This window comes from Diaphorobacter nitroreducens, assembly GCF_002214645.1.
Classification (GTDB): domain Bacteria; phylum Pseudomonadota; class Gammaproteobacteria; order Burkholderiales; family Burkholderiaceae_C; genus Diaphorobacter; species Diaphorobacter nitroreducens.
In genome coordinates this window covers 608,241-628,093 of record NZ_CP016278.1, presented here as the reverse complement: position 1 = coordinate 628,093, position 19,853 = coordinate 608,241, and the positions used below count along the sequence as shown (strand labels likewise).

At 69.7% G+C, this 19,853-nt stretch carries 15 protein-coding genes and 2 pseudogenes; 11 read left to right on the top strand and 6 right to left on the bottom strand.

Annotation, left to right across the window (positions count from 1 at the left end; genetic code table 11):
- Positions 1–246: 246 nt before the first annotated feature.
- Genes BA022_RS02950 through BA022_RS02940 form a run of 3 tightly spaced genes read left to right on the top strand, consistent with a single transcriptional unit; the run spans position 247 to position 3,910 of the window.
- A complete protein-coding gene (locus BA022_RS02950) occupies positions 247–507 on the top strand; it encodes a hypothetical protein (RefSeq protein ID WP_088886504.1) in 261 nt (86 codons plus the stop codon).
- The gene (locus BA022_RS02945; RefSeq protein WP_088886503.1) at positions 504–2,693 is read left to right on the top strand and encodes a TonB-dependent receptor; all 2,190 of its coding nucleotides are present in this window, start codon (positions 504–506) and stop codon (positions 2,691–2,693) included. Before BA022_RS02950 ends, BA022_RS02945 begins: the two co-directional genes overlap by 4 nt.
- A 23-nt stretch (positions 2,694–2,716) precedes the next feature.
- On the top strand, positions 2,717–3,910 hold the full coding sequence (locus BA022_RS02940; protein WP_088886502.1) for a PepSY-associated TM helix domain-containing protein: 1,194 nt from the start codon (positions 2,717–2,719) through the stop codon (positions 3,908–3,910).
- 46 nt (positions 3,911–3,956) lie between these two features.
- Here the strand turns inward: BA022_RS02940 and BA022_RS02935 are convergent, their stop codons facing one another.
- From BA022_RS02935 to BA022_RS02925, 3 genes are all read right to left on the bottom strand, one after another.
- The gene (locus BA022_RS02935; protein WP_088886501.1) at positions 3,957–5,486 is read right to left on the bottom strand and encodes a tripartite tricarboxylate transporter permease; all 1,530 of its coding nucleotides are present in this window, start codon (positions 5,484–5,486) and stop codon (positions 3,957–3,959) included.
- Positions 5,487–5,576: 90 nt separating this feature from the next.
- A complete protein-coding gene (locus tag BA022_RS02930) occupies positions 5,577–6,128 on the bottom strand; it encodes a tripartite tricarboxylate transporter TctB family protein (RefSeq protein ID WP_088888498.1) in 552 nt (183 codons plus the stop codon).
- Between the two features lie 133 nt (positions 6,129–6,261).
- Positions 6,262–7,221 carry a Bug family tripartite tricarboxylate transporter substrate binding protein gene (locus tag BA022_RS02925; RefSeq protein WP_011804914.1) on the bottom strand — a complete coding sequence of 320 codons (960 nt, stop codon included), beginning with the start codon at positions 7,219–7,221 and terminating at the stop codon, positions 6,262–6,264.
- A gap of 147 nt (positions 7,222–7,368) precedes the next feature.
- Here BA022_RS02925 and BA022_RS02920 point away from each other — a divergent pair.
- From BA022_RS02920 to BA022_RS02910, 3 genes and pseudogenes are all read left to right on the top strand, one after another.
- Positions 7,369–8,054 (top strand): annotated as a pseudogene (locus tag BA022_RS02920) (response regulator).
- A gap of 172 nt (positions 8,055–8,226) precedes the next feature.
- Positions 8,227–9,629 (top strand): annotated as a pseudogene (locus BA022_RS02915) (sensor histidine kinase).
- Positions 9,630–9,669: 40 nt separating this feature from the next.
- Entirely contained in the window at positions 9,670–10,095 is a 426-nt protein-coding gene (locus tag BA022_RS02910; RefSeq protein WP_047351412.1) for an RNA-binding S4 domain-containing protein, read from the top strand.
- Positions 10,096–10,214: 119 nt separating this feature from the next.
- Here the strand turns inward: BA022_RS02910 and BA022_RS02905 are convergent, their stop codons facing one another.
- A complete protein-coding gene (locus tag BA022_RS02905; protein ID WP_011804910.1) occupies positions 10,215–10,517 on the bottom strand; it encodes a hypothetical protein in 303 nt (100 codons plus the stop codon).
- Positions 10,518–10,653: 136 nt separating this feature from the next.
- Positions 10,654–12,126, bottom strand: a complete 1,473-nt coding sequence (locus tag BA022_RS02900) for a short-chain fatty acyl-CoA regulator family protein (RefSeq protein WP_088886500.1) — start codon at positions 12,124–12,126, stop codon at positions 10,654–10,656.
- 101 nt (positions 12,127–12,227) lie between these two features.
- Between BA022_RS02900 and BA022_RS02895 the strand changes: the two genes are divergently transcribed.
- The 5 genes from BA022_RS02895 to BA022_RS02875 all read left to right on the top strand — a co-directional run bounded on the left by BA022_RS02895 (position 12,228) and on the right by BA022_RS02875 (position 18,840).
- Positions 12,228–12,644, top strand: a complete 417-nt coding sequence (locus tag BA022_RS02895; RefSeq protein ID WP_088886499.1) for an acyl-CoA thioesterase — start codon at positions 12,228–12,230, stop codon at positions 12,642–12,644.
- Positions 12,641–13,801 (top strand): bifunctional 2-methylcitrate synthase/citrate synthase, encoded by a 1,161-nt coding sequence (prpC, locus tag BA022_RS02890; protein ID WP_088886498.1) that lies wholly within the window; start codon positions 12,641–12,643, stop codon positions 13,799–13,801. The genes BA022_RS02895 and prpC overlap by 4 nt, the downstream gene beginning before the upstream one ends.
- Positions 13,802–13,907: 106 nt before the next feature.
- Positions 13,908–16,580 (top strand): Fe/S-dependent 2-methylisocitrate dehydratase AcnD, encoded by a 2,673-nt coding sequence (acnD, locus tag BA022_RS02885; RefSeq protein WP_088886497.1) that lies wholly within the window; start codon positions 13,908–13,910, stop codon positions 16,578–16,580.
- A 13-nt stretch (positions 16,581–16,593) separates the two neighbouring features.
- Complete coding sequence (gene prpF / locus BA022_RS02880; RefSeq protein WP_088886496.1) at positions 16,594–17,796, top strand: 2-methylaconitate cis-trans isomerase PrpF; 1,203 nt, start codon at positions 16,594–16,596, stop codon at positions 17,794–17,796.
- Positions 17,797–17,979: 183 nt separating this feature from the next.
- Positions 17,980–18,840, top strand: a complete 861-nt coding sequence (locus BA022_RS02875; protein WP_088886495.1) for an isocitrate lyase/PEP mutase family protein — start codon at positions 17,980–17,982, stop codon at positions 18,838–18,840.
- Positions 18,841–18,886: 46 nt separating this feature from the next.
- On the opposite strand, the gene BA022_RS02870 is transcribed toward BA022_RS02875, so the two are convergent.
- Positions 18,887–19,816: a LysR family transcriptional regulator gene (locus BA022_RS02870; RefSeq protein WP_088886494.1), complete on the bottom strand. Its 930-nt coding sequence runs from the start codon at positions 19,814–19,816 to the stop codon at positions 18,887–18,889.
- Between the last annotated feature and the right edge of the window lie 37 nt (positions 19,817–19,853).

Below are 19,853 nucleotides of genomic sequence, written 5' to 3'. Positions count from 1 at the left end.
TAGAGCTATACTCCGCGCCTGTGCAAGCGTGCTCTCTGGTGGGGAGGTCCCGGGGGCGGCCGTCCCCCGGGCGCTGGCCGCGCTGCGCTTGCGCGGCGGTACCCGGCGCACTCTGTCTAGGGCGATGAACGAGGCAGCGATGCGCCAAGAAACATAAACACCAATCACTCTCGTTCTTATGCCCTTTACCGTCAGCGCACAGCTTCTGCACGCCCTTAACGCCCACCGCTGTTGACCGGCCCAACCATGAACGACACCCGCCTTTCCCCGTCCACCCCGCGGCCTCCCGCGCCATCGCGGCCCTCCCTCTGGCTCTGGCCGTGCGTGCTGGGCGTGCTCACCGCCAGCGGCTTGCTGAGCGCACTGGTGTCCGACCACTGGGGCGACCGCTGGTCATGGTTCGCGCTTGGCCTGCCCGTTGCCGTGATGACCTGGTGCGCGCTGGTCCCGCGCGCCAAGCCCTGCGCCGCCCTTGACTCTGTTTCCTCCCGCCCATCACAACCATGAACCGCCCCACCCCTTTAGCCCTTGCCATCTTTGTCGCGCTGCAGTCCATGGCGCATGCGCAGGGCACGCCATCCGCGCCCGAACTCCCCACCGTTGAGGTCAACGCCAGCGCCGACGCGTCGGCCCAGGGCCTGTCGCCAGCCTATGCGGGCGGCCAGGTGGCGCGCGGCGGGCGCGTCGGCATCCTGGGGACTCGCGACCCACAGGAGACGCCCTTCAGCATCACCGCGTACACCAACGAACTCATCCAGGACAAGCAGGCCCGCAGCGTGGGCGAAGTGCTGCAAAACGACTCAGGCGTGCGCATGGCGCGGGGCTTCGGCAACTTCCAGGAGGCGTATTTCATCCGCGGCTTCGTGGTCGGCTCCGACGACGTGGCCTACAACGGCCTGTACAGCCTGCTGCCGCGCCAGTACATCGCCACCGAACTGTTCGAGCGCGTCGAGGTCCTGCGGGGCGCCGCTACCTTCCTCACGGGAGCAGCGCCCTTCGGGGGCGGCGCGGGGGGCACCATCAACCTGCTGCCCAAGCGCGCGCCGAACGAGCCCTTGTCCCGCGTGACGCTGGGCACCGGGTCGGGAGGTTACGGGCACGCTGCGCTCGACCTGGCGCGCCGCTTCGGCCCCGAGGGCAGCACCGGCATCCGCGTGAATGCCGCGCTGCGCGATGGCGATACCGCCATTGATCACGAGGAAAGCCGCCTGGGCCTGCTTTCGGTGGGGCTGGACTGGCGCAGCCGCAACGTACGCCTGTCGGGGGACATCGGCTGGCAGGACAACAAACTCAAGGGTACGCGCAGCAACGTGACACTAGGCCCCCTGGCCACCAGCATCCTCGCCGCGCCCGATGCCAAGGCCAACTTCTCCCAGCCCTGGTCGTATTCCAACGAGCGCGACCTCTTCGGTACGCTGCGCGGCGAAGTCGACCTCACTCCCGACATCACCGCCTGGGGTGCCTGGGGCATGCGCCGCAGCAAGGAGGCCAATTCGCTGGCGAACCTGAGGGTAACCAACTCCGACACCGGCGCGGGCAGCGTCTACCGCTTCGACAACACACGCAAAGACCGCGTGAACACGGGCGAGCTGGGCGTGCGCGGCAAGCTGCGCACCGGCAACGTGGGACACGAATGGGTGGCTTCCGCCTCGTATTTCGACTTCGAGAAGGACAACGCCTATGTGATGGATTACGGCAACACGCTGCCCGCCAACCTGTATGGCTACACCCCCTATGCCGCTCCCGCATTCAGCGCCGGCGCGCTGCATGGCGGCGACCTGGCAAACCCCAACCTCACGGGGCGCACGCGCCTGGTCAGCTTTGCCCTGGGCGATACGCTGGCCTTCATGGACGACACGCTGCTGCTCACCGTGGGCGCGCGCCACCAGAGCATCAAGGTCCAGGACTACGCCTACGGCACCTCGGCACCGCTGGGCAGCTACGACAAGAGTCGCATCAGCCCCGCGGCCGGGGTGGTGTTCAAGGCCAGCTCCCGCCTGTCGCTGTACGCCAACTACATCGAGAGCCTGAGCCAAGGCGAAACGGCCCCGGCCACGGCCAACGGCGTTCCGGTCGTCAACCACGGGCAGCAGCTCGCGCCCTACGTTTCCAAACAGAAGGAAATCGGCGTCAAGTACGACGCGGGCCGCATCGGCGGCTCGGTGGCACTCTTCAGCACCACGCGCCCGCGTGCGCTGGTGAATGCCGACAACGTCTTCACCGCCGCCGGCGAAGACCGCCACCAGGGTGTGGAGTTCAACGTCTATGGCGAAGCCGCGCGCGGCCTGCGCCTGCTGGGTGGCGCCACCTGGCTGCAGGCCAAGCAGCGCGCCACGGGCACCGCCTCGCTGGATGGCAACCGCGTGATCGGCGTACCGCGCCTGCAGGCCAATGCCGGAGTGGAATGGGATATGCCGGGCGTGCGCGGCCTCGCCCTGGATACGCGCGTGGTCCACACCGGCGCGAGCTACGCCGACGATGCCAACACCCTGCGCCTGCCCGCCTGGACGCGCCTGGACCTGGGCGTGCGCTATCTGACCGAGGTCGGCGGCCGGCTGCTGACACTGCGCGCCCGCGTGGACAACGCCACCAACCGCAACTACTGGGCCTCTGCGGGCGGCTACCCCGGATCAGGCTACCTGGTGGTAGGCGCACCGCGCACCTTCACGCTGAGCGCCAGCGTGGATTTCTGACCCCCTACGGACGCACCAACGCCATGCTGACACCCAATACCCTCAAGACCTGGACCTGGCTGCACAAGTGGAGCAGCCTCGTCTGCACGGTCTTCATGCTGCTGCTGTGCCTGACCGGCCTGCCGCTGATCTTTCACCACGAGATCGGGCACCTGCTCGGCACCGAGGTGGAGGCCCCCGCCATGCCGGCGGACACGCCCCGCGCCAGCCTGGACCGCATCCTGGCGGTGGCCCAGGCGCAGCACCCGGACCGCGTGGTGCAATACGCCTCGCAGCCCGATGACAGCACCGACCTGTGGTTTGTGACGCTCACGCCCACGCCGGCTCCCACGGACGACTTTCGCTCCGTCGCCGTGGACGCGCGCACGGCCGAAGTGCTGGCCCAGCCGCGCTTCGACGAGGGCTTCATGTGGGTCATGCTCAAGCTCCACGTAGACCTGTTCGCGGGCCTGCCGGGCAAGCTGTTCCTCGGGTTCATGGGCCTGCTGCTGGTGGTCGCCATCATCAGCGGCGTGGTGCTCTACGCGCCCTTCATGCGCAAGCTGCAGTTCGGCGAGGTGCGCCGCGACCGCTCCACGCGCGTGAAATGGCTGGACCTGCACAACCTGCTGGGCATCGTGACGCTGGTGTGGGCCTGCGTGGTCGGCGCCACGGGGGTGGTCAACACCTGGGCCGACCTGATCGTCAAGTACTGGCAGCACGACGAGCTGACCGCGCTGCTGGCGCCCTACCAGGGCCAGCCGCTGACGCCCGTCGCCGAGCGCGGCTCCCTGCAGCAGTCACTGGACGCAGCGCTGGCCCAGGCGCCGGGCACGCGGCTGTCGTTCATTGCGTTCCCGGGCACGGCGTTCTCCAGCCCGCACCACAACACCTTCTTCCTGCGCGGTGATGCGCCGCTCACCTCGCGCCTGCTCGAGCCCGTGCTGGTCGACGCGCGCACCGCCAAGGTCACTGCCGCGCCGGAGCTACCGTGGTACCTGACGGCCCTGCTGGTGTCGCAGCCGCTGCACTTTGGCGACTACGCGGGCATGCCCATGCAGATCCTCTGGGCCGTGCTCGACATCGCCACCATCATCGTGCTGGGCAGCGGCCTGTACCTGTGGGTGGCGCGGCGCCGCACGCAGCCGCAGGGCGCGGCCGCTGCGGCCCGGCAGGAAGGCCCCGGCAGCGGGCCTGCCCCCCAGCCAGGCCCGGTGGTGGCCCGGGTGCTGCGCTAGGGCCGCGCGCGCGCCGGCGCGGGTAGCGCCGACGCGCAGCGCTCCATCAACTCACATCGTCCACGCTCTGGCGCGCATGGGCCAGGTTGCGCTCGGCCCAGCGGCGCAGCACGCGCGGCACGATGAGCACGGCCAGCACGATCACCAGCAGCGTCACGGACATGGGGCGCTGCAGGAAGATCATCCAACTGCCCTCGCCGATGGAAATCGCGTTGCGCAGCTGCGCCTCGGCCAGCGGCCCGAGGATCATGCCCACCACCACGGGCGCCGTAGGGAAGTCGAAGCGCCGCATCAGCACGCCCAGCAGGCCGATGCCGTACAGCAGGAACAGATCGAACGTGCTCTGGCGCATGCCGTAGGCGCCCACCGTGGCAAAGATCAGGATGCCGGCGTAGAGCTGCGGGCGCGGGATCCTCAGCAGCTTCACCCACAGCCCCACCATGGGCAGGTTCAGCACCAGCAGCATGATGTTGCCGATGTACAGCGACGCGATCAGCGCCCACACGAGCGTGGCCGATGTGGTGAACAGCTGCGGGCCGGGGTTCAGCCCATAGTTCTGGAAGGCCCCCAGCAGCACGGCCGTGGTGTTGCTGGTCGGGATGCCCAGTGTCAGCAGCGGGATGAGCGCCGCGGTCACCGTGGCGTTGTTGGCCGCCTCGGGGCCCGCAACCCCCTCGATCGCGCCACGGGTGCCGAACTCGGCCTTGTCCTCGCCCTTGGCCAGACGCTTTTCGGTCGCGTAGCTCAAGAAGGTGGGAATCTCCGTCCCCCCCGCCGGGATGCAACCGAAGGGCGTGCCGATCACGGTACCGCGCAGCCATGCGGGAATGGACCGGCGCCAGTCGCGCCGCGTCATGTGCACACGGCCCATTTGGTTCTGCGACTCTTCCACCCGGCCCTCGTACAGCGCCGCATACAGCACCTCGGCCACGGCGAACAGACCCACGGCCACCAGCACGATGTCGATGCCGTCCAGCAGCTCCATCTTGCCCACGGTGTAGCGGGCGGCCCCCGAGATCTGGTCCATGCCCACGCAGCCCAGCGCCAGGCCCAGGAACAGCGCCGTCATGCCGCGCAGACTGCTCTGGCCCAGCACCGCGCTCACCGTGGTGAAGGCCAGCACCATCAGCATGAAGTATTCGGGCGGGCCGAGCTTGACTGCGAACTCGGCCACGCCCGGCGCGAACAGCGTCACCACCACCGTGGCGATGGTGCCGGCGACGAACGAGCCGATGGCCGACGTGGCCAGCGCCGCGCCCGCGCGCCCGCTCTTGGCCATCTTGTTGCCCTCCATGGCCGTGACCATGCTGGCGGTCTCGCCCGGCGTGTTCAGCAGGATGGACGCCGTGGAGCCGCCATACATGGCGCCGTAATAGATGCCCGCGAAGAAGATCATCGAGGCGGTCATGTCCACCTTGGCCGTGATGGGCAGCAGCATGGCCACCGCCACCGCCGGCCCGATGCCCGGCAGCACACCCACGGCCGTTCCCAGCGCGCAGCCCACCAGGGCCCACAGCAGGTTTGCCGGCGTGATCGCCGTGGCAAAGCCTGCGAGCAATGCGTCAAAGATTTCCATAGCACTCAATCCCTGTTTGGAACGCGGCCTGCGCCGGCGCCATCGAAGCAGCCAAAGTCAGCATGCATGTGCACTCTCCCGCGCCCTGGCCTACAGCCACCCGGTGGCGGTCAGGCCCGGCAAGTTGATTGCCAGGAACTGCGTGAACAGCCAGAACACCGGCGCGGCGATGGCCAGCCCGGTCGCCACATCCACGGCCAGCACGCGCGGCGACAGCAGGCCCGTCTGCCCACCCGCGCGGCGCAGCCCCTGCACGGCCAGCGCATAGCACAGCGTGCAGCCCACGATGAAGCCCAGCTCCACGATCAGCGTCGCATTCAGCAGAAGCCCCGCCGACACCCAGGCAAAGGGCCCCCATGCCGCGTGCGGCGCGCCGCCCGGGTCGGCCGCTTGGCGGTAGCCGCCCGTGGTGGCCTCCCAGATCAGCCAGCCGCCGCACACGGCCAACACCAGGGCGCAGGCCCACGGCAGAAAGTTGGGGCCCACGCCGCCATAACCGGCGTTGCCGGGAATCTCCAGCGCGCCCCAGGCCATGGCCGCGGCCACCAGGATGACGCCGGCGCCCACGGCGGCCTGCCAGCCGGGTGAAGGCACGGCGCTTGTGGGTGGAATGGAGGGAGGGGAAGAGGAAAGCTCAGACATGGCTGCGGCCTCCGGGGAGGCGCCGCACCGCGGCGGCGCAGGTTTCAAACAAAAAACGGCCCTAGCGCTTATCCATCAAGCGCTGACAGCTCTCAAAAAAGGAGCGCCGCAGCACACTGCGGCGCCGCCGGGCTTAGACCATGCCCGACTTCACCATGGTGGCGCGCAGGCTGGCGAATTCGCTGTCCACGAAGTTGGCGAAGTCGTCGCCGGCCAGCCACGCGGGCGTCCAGCCGTTCTTCTCCAGCGCCTCGGCCCACGCCTTGCTCTTGACGGCCTTCTCCACCATTGCCACCAGCGCCTTGCGCTGCTCGGCCGTGATGCCGGGCGCGCCGTACACACCGCGCCAATTGCCGATCTCGACGTTGATGCCCTGCTCCTTGAGCGTGGGCACGTTGACGCCCTTCAGGCGCTGGCCCGAGGTCACGCCGATGGGCTTCATCTTGCCCGCGGCGATGTACTCGGAGAACTCGCTGTAGCCGCTGCCGCCCACGGTGACGTTGCCGCCCAGGATGGCCGCCGTCGCCTCCCCGCCCCCACGGAAAGCCACGTAGTTGATGCGCGCCGGGTCCACCCCCACTTCACGGGCGATCATGGCCGCTGCGATGTGCTCGGTGGAGCCGCGCGAGCCGCCGCCCCACTTCACGCTGCCGGGGTCCTTCTTGAGCTGCGCCACCACCTCGGCCATGCTCTTGAAGGGCGAGTTGGCGGGCAGCACGAAGACGTTGTATTCGCTGGTCAGCCGCGCGATCGGCGTGGCCTGGCTCAGGTTGACCGGCGGCTTGCCGGTGATGATGCCGCCCAGCATCACGGCGCCCATCACCATCAGCGCGTTCGGGTCGCCCTTGGAGCCGTTCACGAACTGCGCCAGGCCGATGGCGCCGGCCGCGCCGCCCTTGTTGTCATAGGTCACGCTGGAGGCCACGCCCGCATCCTGCAGGGCCTTGCCCAGGGCGCGGCCCGTGGTGTCCCAACCGCCGCCGGGGTTGGCGGGCAGCATCATCTTGACGGCCACGGCGGCCTGGGCCGACAGCGGCAGGCTGCCCGCGGCGGCCAGTGCCGCCAGCGACTTCAGAAAGGTATCGCGACGCATGTTGTCTCCTTGCTTGTTAGAAAAAGGGAACGCTGACCGGCGCGATGATGCGCGCGCAAGCTGTCAAACGGCTGTCCACGGCACCAGGGTTAACACCGAGATCCGCGCGCCAACCGCCACCCGCCGCAAACGCGTTCTAATCCGCGGATGCAACTGCTTCTCGTCGAAGACGACGCCACCATGCAGGCCACGCTGCAGCGCTCGCTGGCGCGCCGCGGCATGGCCGTCACCGCCCTTGCGGACGGGCGCGCCGCGCTGGCCGAATGGCGCGCGCACCCGCCCGACGCCGTGGTGCTGGATCTCACCCTGCCCGGCCTGGACGGCCTGCAGGTACTGCAACAGGCACGCGCCGGCGGCCTGCGCACCCCCGTGCTGCTGCTGACCGCGCGCGGCACCGTGGGCGACCGCGTGCTGGGCCTGAACGCGGGGGCCGACGACTACCTGCCCAAGCCCTTCGACCTGGACGAGCTGGAGGCCCGGCTGCGCGCCCTGCTGCGCCGCAGCGGCGGCGATGCGGCAGATGACAAACAGGCCTCCAACGCCCTGGTGATGGGCGCTCTGCGCTATGAAAAAGAAAGCGGCGCCATCTATCTGCACGATGCGCCCATGGACCTCACCCCGCGCGAGTTGGCGCTGCTGCGCACCCTGCTGGCCCAGCCGGGGCGCGCAGTCGCCAAGGAGCGGCTGTATGAACTGGTCTTCCCCGGCCAGAGCGAGGTGCAATACGAGGCCATCGAAGTGGTGGTGTACCGCGTGCGCAAAAACTCGCAGGCACCGGCGTGGCCCTGATGACGCTGCGCGGCCTGGGCTATCTACTCAAGCCAGAGACATGAAACGGCCCGTGAGTCGCTGCGCGCCTTCCCCCTCCAGGCAGGCGATGCCGCAGGCCCGGCCGGGCCCGCTGCACGGAGCGCGCTGGCATGGTTTGCGCCACCGCCACCGGACAAGAGCGGGCGCGCCTGTGCGCCAGGCTCCCCACCACGCGCAACGCAGCCGGGTGGCGGCATGACGCGCCCGCAGTCGCTGCGCCGCCAATTGCTCGTGGGCATCCTGCTGCCCACGCTGCTCTTCGTGGGCGTGAACACCTACAGCCTGCACCGCCAGGCGCTGGCCGCGCTGCACACTGCCTATGACCGCACGCTGCTGGCTTCGGCCAAGACCATCAGCGAGCAGCTGGACGTGCGCGGCTGGGACGACATGGCCGAGCTGCGCGCCATCGTGCCCTACGCGGCGCTGGAGGCCTTCGAGGCCGACAACCAGAGCCGCATGTTCTACCGCGTGTCCAACCTGCGCGGCGACTTGATTTCCGGCTTTGCCGAACTACCCGCCTGGCACGGCACCATCCCGCAGCGCCCGCCCTATGCGGCGCTCGTGGACTTCTATGACGACCGTTTCGCGATCAGCCCGTGCGCGTGGCCGTGCTGCTGCAGCCCGTGGCCAGCAGCGAGGGGCGCGGCATGGCCGTGATCCAGGTGGCGGAAACGCTGGAGCTGCGCGAGGCGGCGGCCCTGCAGATCCTGCACACCACGCTGGCACGCCAGGCGCTGCTGCTGGCGCTGATTGCGGGCATCGTGGTGCTGGTGGTGCAGCGCGCCACGCAACCGGTGCGCCAGCTGAGCAGCGACCTGCAGGCCCGTACCGAAGGCGACCTGGCCCCCCTTGCCGCCCCCGCCGCGCCGCGCGAGTTGCAGCCGCTGATCGACGCCACCAACGCGGTCATGCAGCGCCTGTCGCGCCTGCTCGCCCACCAGCAGCGCTTCGTGCGCGACGCGTCGCACCAGTTGCGCACGCCGCTGGCCGTGCTCAAGACGCAGGTGCAGTCCGCCCTGCGCGGCGACCTGCCGCCCACGCAGGCGCTGCAGGAAATCGGCCACACCGTGGACCGCGCCACGCAGCTGGCCAACCAGATGCTGGCGCTGGCCAAAGTGGAGCAGCTGCGCCAGCAGGGCGAGGTGCCCGTGACGCGACTGGACACAGTGCTGCGCGAGATGGCGCTCGAGCTTTCTCCGCTGATCGCACAGGGCGACCTGGACTTCGGCATCACCACCGACGCCGCGCCCATTCGCGCGCACGAGTGGATGCTGCGCGAGCTGTGCCGCAACCTGCTGCACAACGCCATACGCCATGCGCCGCCCGGCACCGAGCTCGCCGTCACGCTGCACCGCGAGGACGGTGAGGCCGTCCTCACCCTGGCCGACGCCGGCCCCGGCATCGACGACGAACTGGCGACGCGGCTGTTCCAACCGTTTTCGGCCGGCGACGTGCGCACGGGTTCGGGCCTGGGCCTGGCGATTTGCCAGGAGATCGTGCACGCGCTGGGCGGCAACATCACCCTCGCCAATCGCCAGGCGGACGGCCGCGTGCTGGGCCTGGACGCCGTGGTGCGGCTGCCACTGGCCGACGCCTGAACCGTTTTTCACGCACGCCGCCCCAGGCAAAATCACGCCGATGACGACACCACCCGATGCAATGCGCCTGGACAAATGGCTGTGGTGCGCGCGCTTCTACAAGACCCGCAGCCTCGCCGTGGAAGAGATCGGCAAAGGCCGCGTAACTGTCAACGGCCAGGCGGCCAAAGCCGCGCGTGAACTGCGCGCGGGCGACACCGTCGCGCTGCGCCAGGGCGCGGTCGCCCGCACGGTCGTAGTGCGCGCCTTGAGCAACTTCCGCGGCCCGGCACCCGTGGCGCAGCAGCTCTATGAGGAAACGCCCGAGAGCCTCGCCGCGCGCGCGCAGGCCGCCGAAGCGCGCCGCCTGGCGCCAGAGCCAGCCGCCGCGCTGCGCGAGGGCCGCCCCACCAAGCGCGACCGCCGCTCCATGGACCACCTGCGCCATGACTGGGACGACCGCTGGAGCGCCTCCATCGACGACTGAGATGGGCAGGGCTCACAGCGCCGCAGCCTGTGGCAGCCAGCCGCCAAAGCCCCACGACGCGAAGCACAGCGCGTGCCCCCACGGGCCGTGCGCTATGCCCGAAGCGCTATGCCCAAAGATCAGGCCGCCAGGCGTTCATCCTGCGCCGCGTCATGCCATGCGTCACCCTCTCCCGCCAGCAGTACCAGGTCCTGCGCGGGCCGGTCACACGGCGATGCGCGAAAGCGCACGGCAATGTCCGCGGCCGCGGGCGAGAAGAACAGCACCACGCGGTCCTCGGCCGCATCGAAGTGCGAGAACAGCGCCCGCCCCGTGCCGGGCTGCGCCATGAGGAACCTTGCCATGAAAACCTGCTGAATCTGCCGCAGGGGCTCGAAGGCCTGTTGCTCGTTGCCCAGTTGCAGCGTGTACCAATGGCTCACATCCCACCTCGTTTGCCGAAAAAAGATGCACGCATGGTAGACACGCCCGCTGCGGCGGGGCGGTTCGCCAGGGGCGCATCACGGTGTAGGACACAGCCGGCCTGACGGCGTTGCGCCGGCGCCTGGTCCCGCGCTGTCAGGCGCCCTTGGCCGCCCCGCTGACCCGGTACGGCGTAAAGCCCGCCATGTCCTCGTTCACCTCCAGCGGCCGGCCCACCGGCGGAAATGCGCGCTGCGGGCATGCGGTGCGCTCGCACACCTTGCAGCCCATGCCGATGGGCACCGGCGCCTCGGGGTCGGCCAGGTCCAGCCCGCGCGCGTAGACCAGTTGACCCGCGTGCTGCACGTCGCAGCCCAGCGCCACCGAGAAGGTCTTGCCCGGCGCGCCCCAACCGCCGGTGCTGCGCGTGACGGTGCGCGCGATCCACAGGTACACGCGCCCGTCGGGCATGCGCGCCAGCTGCCGCACGATGCGCCCGGGCTGGGCAAAGGCCTCGTACACGTTCCACAGCGGGCAGGTGCCGCCGATCTTGCTGAAGTGAAAGTGCGTGGCCGACTGGCGCTTGCTGATGTTGCCCGCCCGGTCCACGCGGATGAAGAAGAACGGCACGCCGCGCGCGCCGGGGCGCTGCAGGGTGGACAGGCGGTGGCACACCGTCTCGAAGCCCACGCCCCAGTGTTGGCCCAGGCGCTCGATGTCGTAGTGCAGCGCCTCGGCCGTCCGCAAGAAGGCGCCGTAGGGCAGCAGCAGCGCGCCCGCGAAGTAGTTGGCCAGGCCGATGCGCGCCAGCGTGCGCGCCGCCTCGCCCGACAGCGCCGCTCCCTGCACGCTGTGCTTCAGCAGGTGCGGCACTTCCAGAAAGGCCAGTTGCGTCGCCATCTGGAAAGCGCGCTGCGCGCCCTGCAGCGTGGGCGACAGGTACAGCACGCGTGCGGCGGCATCGAAGCGCCGCTGCACGGCGGCGCCCTCGCCTGCCTCATCGCCGTCGCCGCCCTGCAGCAGCGCGACACGCACACCGTGGGCCTGCTCCAGCCGCGCCTGCAGCGCGGCGCCGGCCGCGCCAGGCACCAGCCGCCACTGGGCGGCCAGGTGCTCGGCAGCGTCATCCAGCTCGGCGATGTGGTTGTGGCGCGCGAAGAAGAAGTCGCGCACCTCCTCATACGCCATGGGCGGGGTCTGCGCCGTGCTGGCCGCGCCGCCGCGCTCGTCGCCGTAGTGGGCGGCCAGCGCCTCCAGGCGCTCGCGCGCCTCGGCGCGGCCGCGGTGCAGCGCCAGCAGCACGCGCGCCACGGCGGGCATGTTGGCGGCCAGCTCGCGCACCTCGGCCAGCGAGACGGCATCGGCCGGCGCGCCGGGCGGCAGATCGGCCAGCACGTCGCGCAGGCCGGCGATCAGGCGCGCCTCGTCGCCCTCAGAAAAGTGCTGCACGTCCACGCCGAACACGGCGTTGATCTTGAGCAGCACCGGCACCGTCAGCGGGCGCTGGTTCTGCTCGATCTGGTTCAGGTAGCTGGCGGAAATCTCCAGCGCCCGCGCCAGCGCCACCTGGGTCAGGCCCCTCTCCTCGCGCAGGCGGCGCAAGCGCACACCCATGAAGGTTTTTTTCATTCCAACCTTTCGCAAACTTTGCAAAACACCCCGCAAGCCTTCGCAATCGTTCGCCAATTCAGGGCTTACGGGGGGCATCCATTGTGCGTAGATTGCGAAGCATGACAAGCCCCGCAGGCACCCTCGAAACCCGCGACATGGTCTTCCCCGCCCATGCCAACCACCACGGCACGCTGTTCGCCGGTCAGGGGCTGGAGCGCATGGCGCGCGCCGCCTTCCTGGCCGCGCGCGACGCCGCCGGCAGCGACGTGGTGATGGCCGCCGTCACCGGCGTGCAGTTCTGCGCCCCCGTGCCCGTGGGGCGGGCGCTGGCGCTGCGCGCCTGGGTCAGCCGCGTGGGGCGCAGCTCGCTCACCGTGTGCGTGCACGGCCTGGCCCAGGCCCCGGGCTGCCCGGACGAGCTGGCCCTGCAGGGCGTCTTCGAGATGGTGGCCGTGAACGCCCACGGGCGGCCCACGGCCATCGCGCATACCTACCTGAACACCCCGCCACACCCCTTCCGACAGGAGACTCCATGAGCACCACCGACACCGCAGCCGCCCTCCCGCGGGCCAAGAAATCCGTCGCCCTCTCGGGCGTGGCCGCCGGCAACACCGCGCTGTGCACCGTGGGCAGGAGCGGCAACGATCTGCACTACCGCGGCTACGACATCCTGGACATCGCCGAGGTCTGCGAGTTCGAGGAGATCGCCCACCTGCTGGTGCATGGCAAGCTGCCCACGCGCGCCGAACTGCGCGCCTACAAGGCCCGGCTGCGCGCGCTGCGTGGCCTGCCCGGCAGCGTGAAGGCCGCTCTGGAGCAACTGCCCGCGGCCAGCCACCCCATGGACGTGATGCGCACCGGCGTATCCGCCCTGGGCTGCGCCCTGCCCGAGAAAGACGACCACAACCTGGCCGGCAGCCGCGACATCGCGGACCGGCTGCTGGCATCGCTGGGCAGCATGCTGCTGTACTGGTACCACTTCAGCAACTCGGGCCGGCGCATCGCGGTGGAGACACAGGACGACTCCATCGGCGGGCATTTCCTGCACCTGCTGCACGGCGACAAGCCCTCGGACGGCTGGGTGCGCGCCATGCACACGTCGCTGAACCTGTACGCCGAGCACGAGTTCAACGCCAGCACCTTCGCCGCGCGCGTGATCGCCGGCACGGGCAGCGACCTGTATTCCTGCATCGCCGGCGCCATCGGTGCGTTGCGCGGGCCCAAGCACGGCGGCGCGAACGAAGTGGCCTTCGAGATCCAGAAGCGCTACGACACGCCCGACGCGGCCGAGGCCGACATCCGACGCCGCGTGCAAGCCAAGGAAGTGGTGATCGGCTTCGGCCACCCGGTCTACACCGTGAGCGACCCGCGCAACGGGGTCATCAAGGCCGTGGCCAAGCGCCTGTCGGATGCCGCCGGCTCGACCAAGATGTACGACATCGCCGAGCGGCTGGAGCGCGTGATGTGGCAGGAAAAGCAGATGTTCCCCAACCTGGACTGGTTCAGCGCCGTGAGCTACCACATGATGCAGGTGCCCACCGCCATGTTCACGCCGCTGTTCGTCATCGCCCGCACCAGCGGCTGGGCGGCGCACGTGATCGAGCAGCGCGCGGACAACAAGATCATCCGCCCCAGCGCCCACTACACCGGCCCCGACGACCAGAAGTTCGTGCCCATCGAGGAACGCGTTTGACAAAAACCATAGCTGGCAGCGCTTGCCGTTACTGGATTTCCAGCACTTTTTGCATGAAATCTGTTGACAGGCAAGCGCCAGCAGCTATCACAACAAGAGCACCACGATGACCACGAACACCGCCCACCGCAAACCCCTGCCCGGCACGGCGCTGCAGTTCTACGACGCGCGCGAGGCCGTCGAGCAGCTCCGCCCCGGCGCCTGGGCCACGCTGCCCTACACCGCCCGCGTGCACGCCGAGAACCTGGTGCGCCGCGCCGACCCGGCGCAGTTGCCGGACTACCTGCGCCAGCTGATCGAACGCCGGCGCGACCTGGACTTTCCCTGGTACCCCGTGCGCGTGGTGTGCCACGACATCCTGGGCCAGACCGCGCTGGTCGATCTGGCGGGCCTGCGCGACGCGATCGCCCAGCAGGGGGGCGACCCGGCGGCCGTGAACCCGGTGGTGCCGGTGCAGCTCATCGTGGACCACTCGCTGGCCGTGGAGTGCGGCGGCCATGACCCCGACGCGTTCACCAAGAACCGCGCCATCGAGGACCGCCGCAACGAGGACCGCTTTCACTTCATCGAGTGGACGAAGAAGGCCTTCGCCAACGTGCAGGTCATCCCGGCGGGCAACGGGATCATGCACCAGATCAATCTGGAAAAAATGTCGCCCGTCGTACACGTGCAGGACGATGGACAGGGCAAGGTCGCCTTTCCCGACACCTGCGTGGGCACCGACAGCCACACCCCCCATGTGGACGCGCTGGGCGTGATCGCCGTGGGCGTGGGCGGGCTGGAGGCCGAGGCCGTGATGCTGGGCCGCGCCAGCTGGATGCGCCTACCCGACATCGTGGGCGTGCAACTGCGCGGCAAACGCCAGCCGGGGATTACCGCGACCGACATCGCGCTGGCGCTGACCGAGTTCCTGCGCCAGCAAAAGGTGGTGGGCGCCTATGTGGAATTCTTCGGCGAGGGCGCGGACAGCCTCTCGATCGGCGACCGCGCCACCATCAGCAACATGTGCCCCGAATACGGCGCCACCGCCGCGCTGTTCTACATCGACGCGCAGACCAGCGATTACCTGCGCCTGACGGACCGCGCGGAAGACCAGGTGCGGCTGGTGGAGACCTACGCCAAGGCCGCCGGCCTGTGGGCCGATACCCTGCGCGAGGTGCGGTACGAGCGCACGCTGCACTTCGACCTGTCCAGCGTGGTGCGCAACATGGCCGGCCCCAGCAACCCGCACCGGCGCCTGCCCACCACCGCGCTGGTGGAGCGCGGCATTGCCGATGCCAGCATGCTGGAGAGGGCCCGCGCCGAGGAAGCCAGGGGCCTGCTGCCCGACGGCGCCGTCGTCATCGCCGCCATCACCAGTTGCACCAACACCAGCAACCCGCGCAACGTGATCGCCGCCGGCCTGCTGGCGCGCAACGCCCGCCGCCTGGGCCTGCGGCGCAAGCCCTGGGTCAAGACCTCGCTCGCGCCCGGCTCCAAGGCGGTGGAGCTGTACCTGCAGGAGGCCGGCCTGCTCTCTGATCTGCAGGCGCTGGGCTTTGGCATCGTGGGCTTTGCCTGCACCACCTGCAACGGCATGAGCGGCGCGCTGGACCCGCGCATCCAGCAGGAGATCCTTGACCGCAAGCTCTACGCCACCGCCGTGCTCTCGGGCAACCGCAACTTCGACGGGCGCATCCACCCCTATGCCAGCCAAGCCTTCCTGGCATCGCCGCCGCTGGTGGTGGCCTACGCGATCGCGGGCACGGTGCGCTTCGACATCGAGCGCGACGTGCTGGCCGTGGTGGAGGGCCGCGAAATCCGCTTGAACGACCTGTGGCCCAGCGACGAGGAGATCGACGCCATCGTCGCCCGCGCCGTGAAGCCCGCACAGTTCCGCGCCGTGTACGAGCCCATGTTCGCCATCCGCAAGGACGACGGTGAAAAGGCCGCGCCGCAGTACGACTGGCGCCCGCAGTCCACCTACATCCGCCGCCCGCCCTACTGGGACGCCGAAGGCGTGGGCGCGCTGGCCGCCTACCCGCGCACCCTCCAGGGCATGCGCCCGCTGGCGCTGCTGGGCGACAACATCACCACCGATCACCTCTCGCCGTCCAACGCCATCCTGCCCGCCAGCGCGGCGGGCGAATACCTGGCCCGCATGGGCGTGCCCGAGGAGGACTTCAACTCCTACGCCACGCACCGGGGCGACCACCTCACGGCCATGCGCGCCACGTTCGCCAACCCGCAACTCGTCAACGAGATGGCGGTGGTGAACGGCCAGGTGCAAAAGGGCTCGCTCGCCCGCATCGAGCCCGAGGGCCGCGTGACGCGCATGTGGGAGGCCATCGAGACCTACCTGCACCGCCGCCAGCCGCTGGTCATCATTGCCGGGGCCGACTACGGCCAGGGGTCGAGCCGCGACTGGGCCGCCAAGGGCGTGCGGCTGGCGGGGGTGGAGGCGGTGGTGGCCGAGGGCTTCGAGCGCATCCACCGCACCAACCTCATCGGCATGGGGGTGCTGCCGCTGGAGTTCCTGCCCGGCACCAACCGCCACACGCTGCAGTTGGACGGCACCGAAACCTACGACGTGGCCGGTGCCCTCACGCCGCGCGCCACCGTCATCCTTGTCATCCGCCGCGCGCAGGGCGAGACGCAGCAGGTGCCCGTCACCTGCCGGCTGGACACGGCCGAGGAAGTCTCCGTCTATGAAGCGGGGGGCGTGCTGCAGCGCTTCGCCCAGGACTTCCTGGCCCAATCAGCCTCCAGCGCCCGTCTGACAAGCGCAACCAGCTATTGAAACAAGAGCAAACATGGCACCACAGATCAGGATCCCCGCCACCTACCTGCGCGGCGGCACCAGCAAGGGCGTGTTCTTTCGCCTGCAGGATTTGCCCGCGGCGGCGCAGCAGCCCGGCGCAGCGCGCGACGCGCTGCTGCTGCGCGTGATCGGCAGCCCCGACCCCTACGGCAAACAGATCGACGGCATGGGCGGCGCCACCTCGTCCACGTCCAAGGCGGTGATCGTCTCGCCCTCCACCCGGCCCGGGCATGACGTGGACTATCTGTTCGGCCAGGTCGCCATCGACAGCCCCTTCGTGGACTGGAGCGGCAACTGCGGCAACCTGTCGGCCGCCGTGGGACCGTTCGCCATCGCCAGCGGCCTGGTCGCGCCCGGGCGCATTCCGCACGACGGCGTGTGCACCGTGCGCATCTGGCAGGCCAACATCGGCAAGACCATCGTCGCCCACGTACCCATCGCAGGTAGCCAGGTGCAGGAGACGGGCGACTTTGCGCTGGACGGCGTGGCCTTCCCCGCCGCCGAGGTGTTGCTCGAATTCCTCGACCCGGCCGATGGCGGTGAAGGAGGCGAAGGCGGCGGCAGTGCCCTGTTCCCCACCGGCCAGCTGGTCGATACGCTGGACGTGCCAGGCGTGGGCCGTTTGCAGGCCACGCTCATCAACGCGGGCATCCCGACCATCTTCCTGAACGCCAGGGACGTCGGCTGCACCGGCACCGAGCTGCAGGACGCGATCAATGGCGATGCCGCGACCCTGGCCCGCTTCGAGGCCATCCGCGCCTGGGGCGCAGTCAAGATGGGCCTGATCCACGACGTGGCAGAGGCCGCCACGCGCCAGCACACGCCCAAACTCGCCTTCGTCGCGCCGCCGGCGGACTACGTCGCCTCCAGCGGCACGGCAGTGCGCGCGGCCGACATCGACCTGCTGGTGCGCGCACTGTCCATGGGCAAGCTGCACCACGCCATGATGGGCACGGCGGCCGTGGCCATCGGCGCCGCTGCCGCCGTCCCCGGCACGCTGGTCCACCAGGCGGCCGGCGGGGGCCCGCGCAACGCCGTGCCGGGATCGGTGCGGTTCGGCCACCCCTCGGGCACGCTGCGCGTGGGGGCCGAGGCCGCGCTGGTGAACGGCCAGTGGCGCGTCACCAAGGCCCTCATGAGCCGCAGCGCCCGCACCCTGATGGAAGGCTGGGTGAGAGTGCCGCCAACCCCGTGAGCAACTTCGTCATGTCCCCCTTCTCCCACGCTTCGCGCGGCAAGGGGGACGCCGCCAGCGCGGCAGCGCGGCGCGGCCGGCACAGGCCCCCGCACCGCGGCCGCTAGCCCCGGCCGGGGACGCACCCGATTTCAGCAATGCATTCCATGCGCGCGCAGAGCACCCTCCCTGAAGGAAACAGCCATGCAGTCCACCAAGCAACAACTCAAGGCCCTGGCCGAAGCCCGGCGCGGCGTCATCGTGCCGGGCGCGTTCAACGCACTGTCGGCCAAGGTCATCGAAGATCTGGGCTACGAGGCCCTCTACGTCACCGGCGCGGGCGTCACCAACATGGGGTTCGGCCTGCCCGACCAGGGCTTCGTGGGCCTGACCGATATCGCCGACCACACGGCCCGCATCCGCGACGCGGTGGAGCTGCCGCTGATCGTGGACGCGGACACGGGCTTCGGCAACGCCCTCAACACCTACCACGCCGTGCGCACGCTGGAGCGCGCCGGCGCCGACTGCATCCAGCTCGAAGACCAGGTGAGCCCCAAGCGCTGCGGCCACTTCAGCGGCAAGGCCGTGATCGAGACCAGCGAGATGGTGAGCAAGATCCGCGCCGCTGTGGATGCGCGGCGCGACGGCCTGCTGGTCATGGCGCGCACCGACGCCGCCGCCGTGCAGGGCTTCGACGCCGCCGTGGAGCGCGCGCAGGCGTACGCCGAGGCGGGCGCCGACATCCTCTTCGTCGAGGCCGTCACCACCGCCGACGAGGTGCGCACCCTGCCCCAGCGCCTGCAAGTGCCCCAGCTCATGAACATGGTGATCGGCGGCAAGACACCCATCGTGGGTGCCGACGAACTGGGCCGGCTCGGCTACGGCTTCGTGCTGTACGCCAACGCCGCGCTGCAAGGCGCCGTGGCCGGCATGCAAAAAGTGCTGGCCCAGTTGCGCGACGCGCGCGAGGTGCGCGAAGACCCCACACTGGTCGCCCCGTTCGCCGAACGCCAGCGGCTGGTGGGCAAACCGTTCTGGGATGCGCTCGAAAAGAAATACGCATGAAATCAGGCGCTAGCGCTTACCTGACAAGCGCAAGCAGCTATCAAAACTACAGCAACTCCACCCCCTTGAGCGTGACGAAACTCGTCTCGCGCGTCACCCGCACGAAGTCCTGCAGGAAGGGCCTGGGCGAGAGCTGCGGCAGGCAGGCCGCGTGCAGTTCGCCGCGCAGGCCCCGCGCGCCGATGGGGCGCGCGGCCACGTAGCCCCGGTCCAGGTAGCCTTGCACCGCCCACAGTGGCAGGGCGGCCACGCCCCGGCCGCTGGCCACGAGCTGCAGCATGGCCACCGTCAGCTCGGTGGTGCGCCGGGGCGGGCGCACGCCGGCGGGCTCCAGCACCTGGCGCACGAGGTCCAGCATCTCGTCGGGTACCGGATAGGTGATGAGGGTCTGGTCCGCGAAGTCCTGCGCCTGCAGAAAGGGCTTGTCCAGCAACGGGTGGCCGTGGGCCAGCAACGCGCGGATCTCGAAGCCGAACAGGGGGTGGTAGTTCACGGCGCCCGCCTCCCCGGCGTCCAGCTCGGAGACGATGGCCAGGTCCGCCCGGCCCTGGTGCAGCAGACCCACGGGGTCGGCATGGAAGCCGCTCACGATGTCCAGTTCCACCTCGGGCCAGCGTGCGCGGAAGGCGTCCATGGCGGGCATCAGCCAGTCAAAACAGGTATGGCATTCCACGGCGATGCGCATCTGCCCGCCCTGCCCTTGGGACAGGCGCGCCACGTCACGCTCAGCCGCTTCCACCTGCGGCAGCACGGCATCGGCCAGTTGCAGCAGCCGCGCGCCGGTGGCGCTGAACTGCGGCGGCACGGACTTGCGCTCGAACAGCGGCGTGCCGTAGCGGTCCTCCAGCAGCTTGATCTGGTGCGACAGCGCCGATTGCGTGAGGTTGAGCAGCTGCGCCGCCCGCACCAGGCTGCCGCTATCACGCAGGGCCTGCAGCGTGCGCAGATGGCGGATCTCCAGGATGGATTGCATCATTAAAACTATTCATGTTGAAAAGACAAAACTTTCGTTT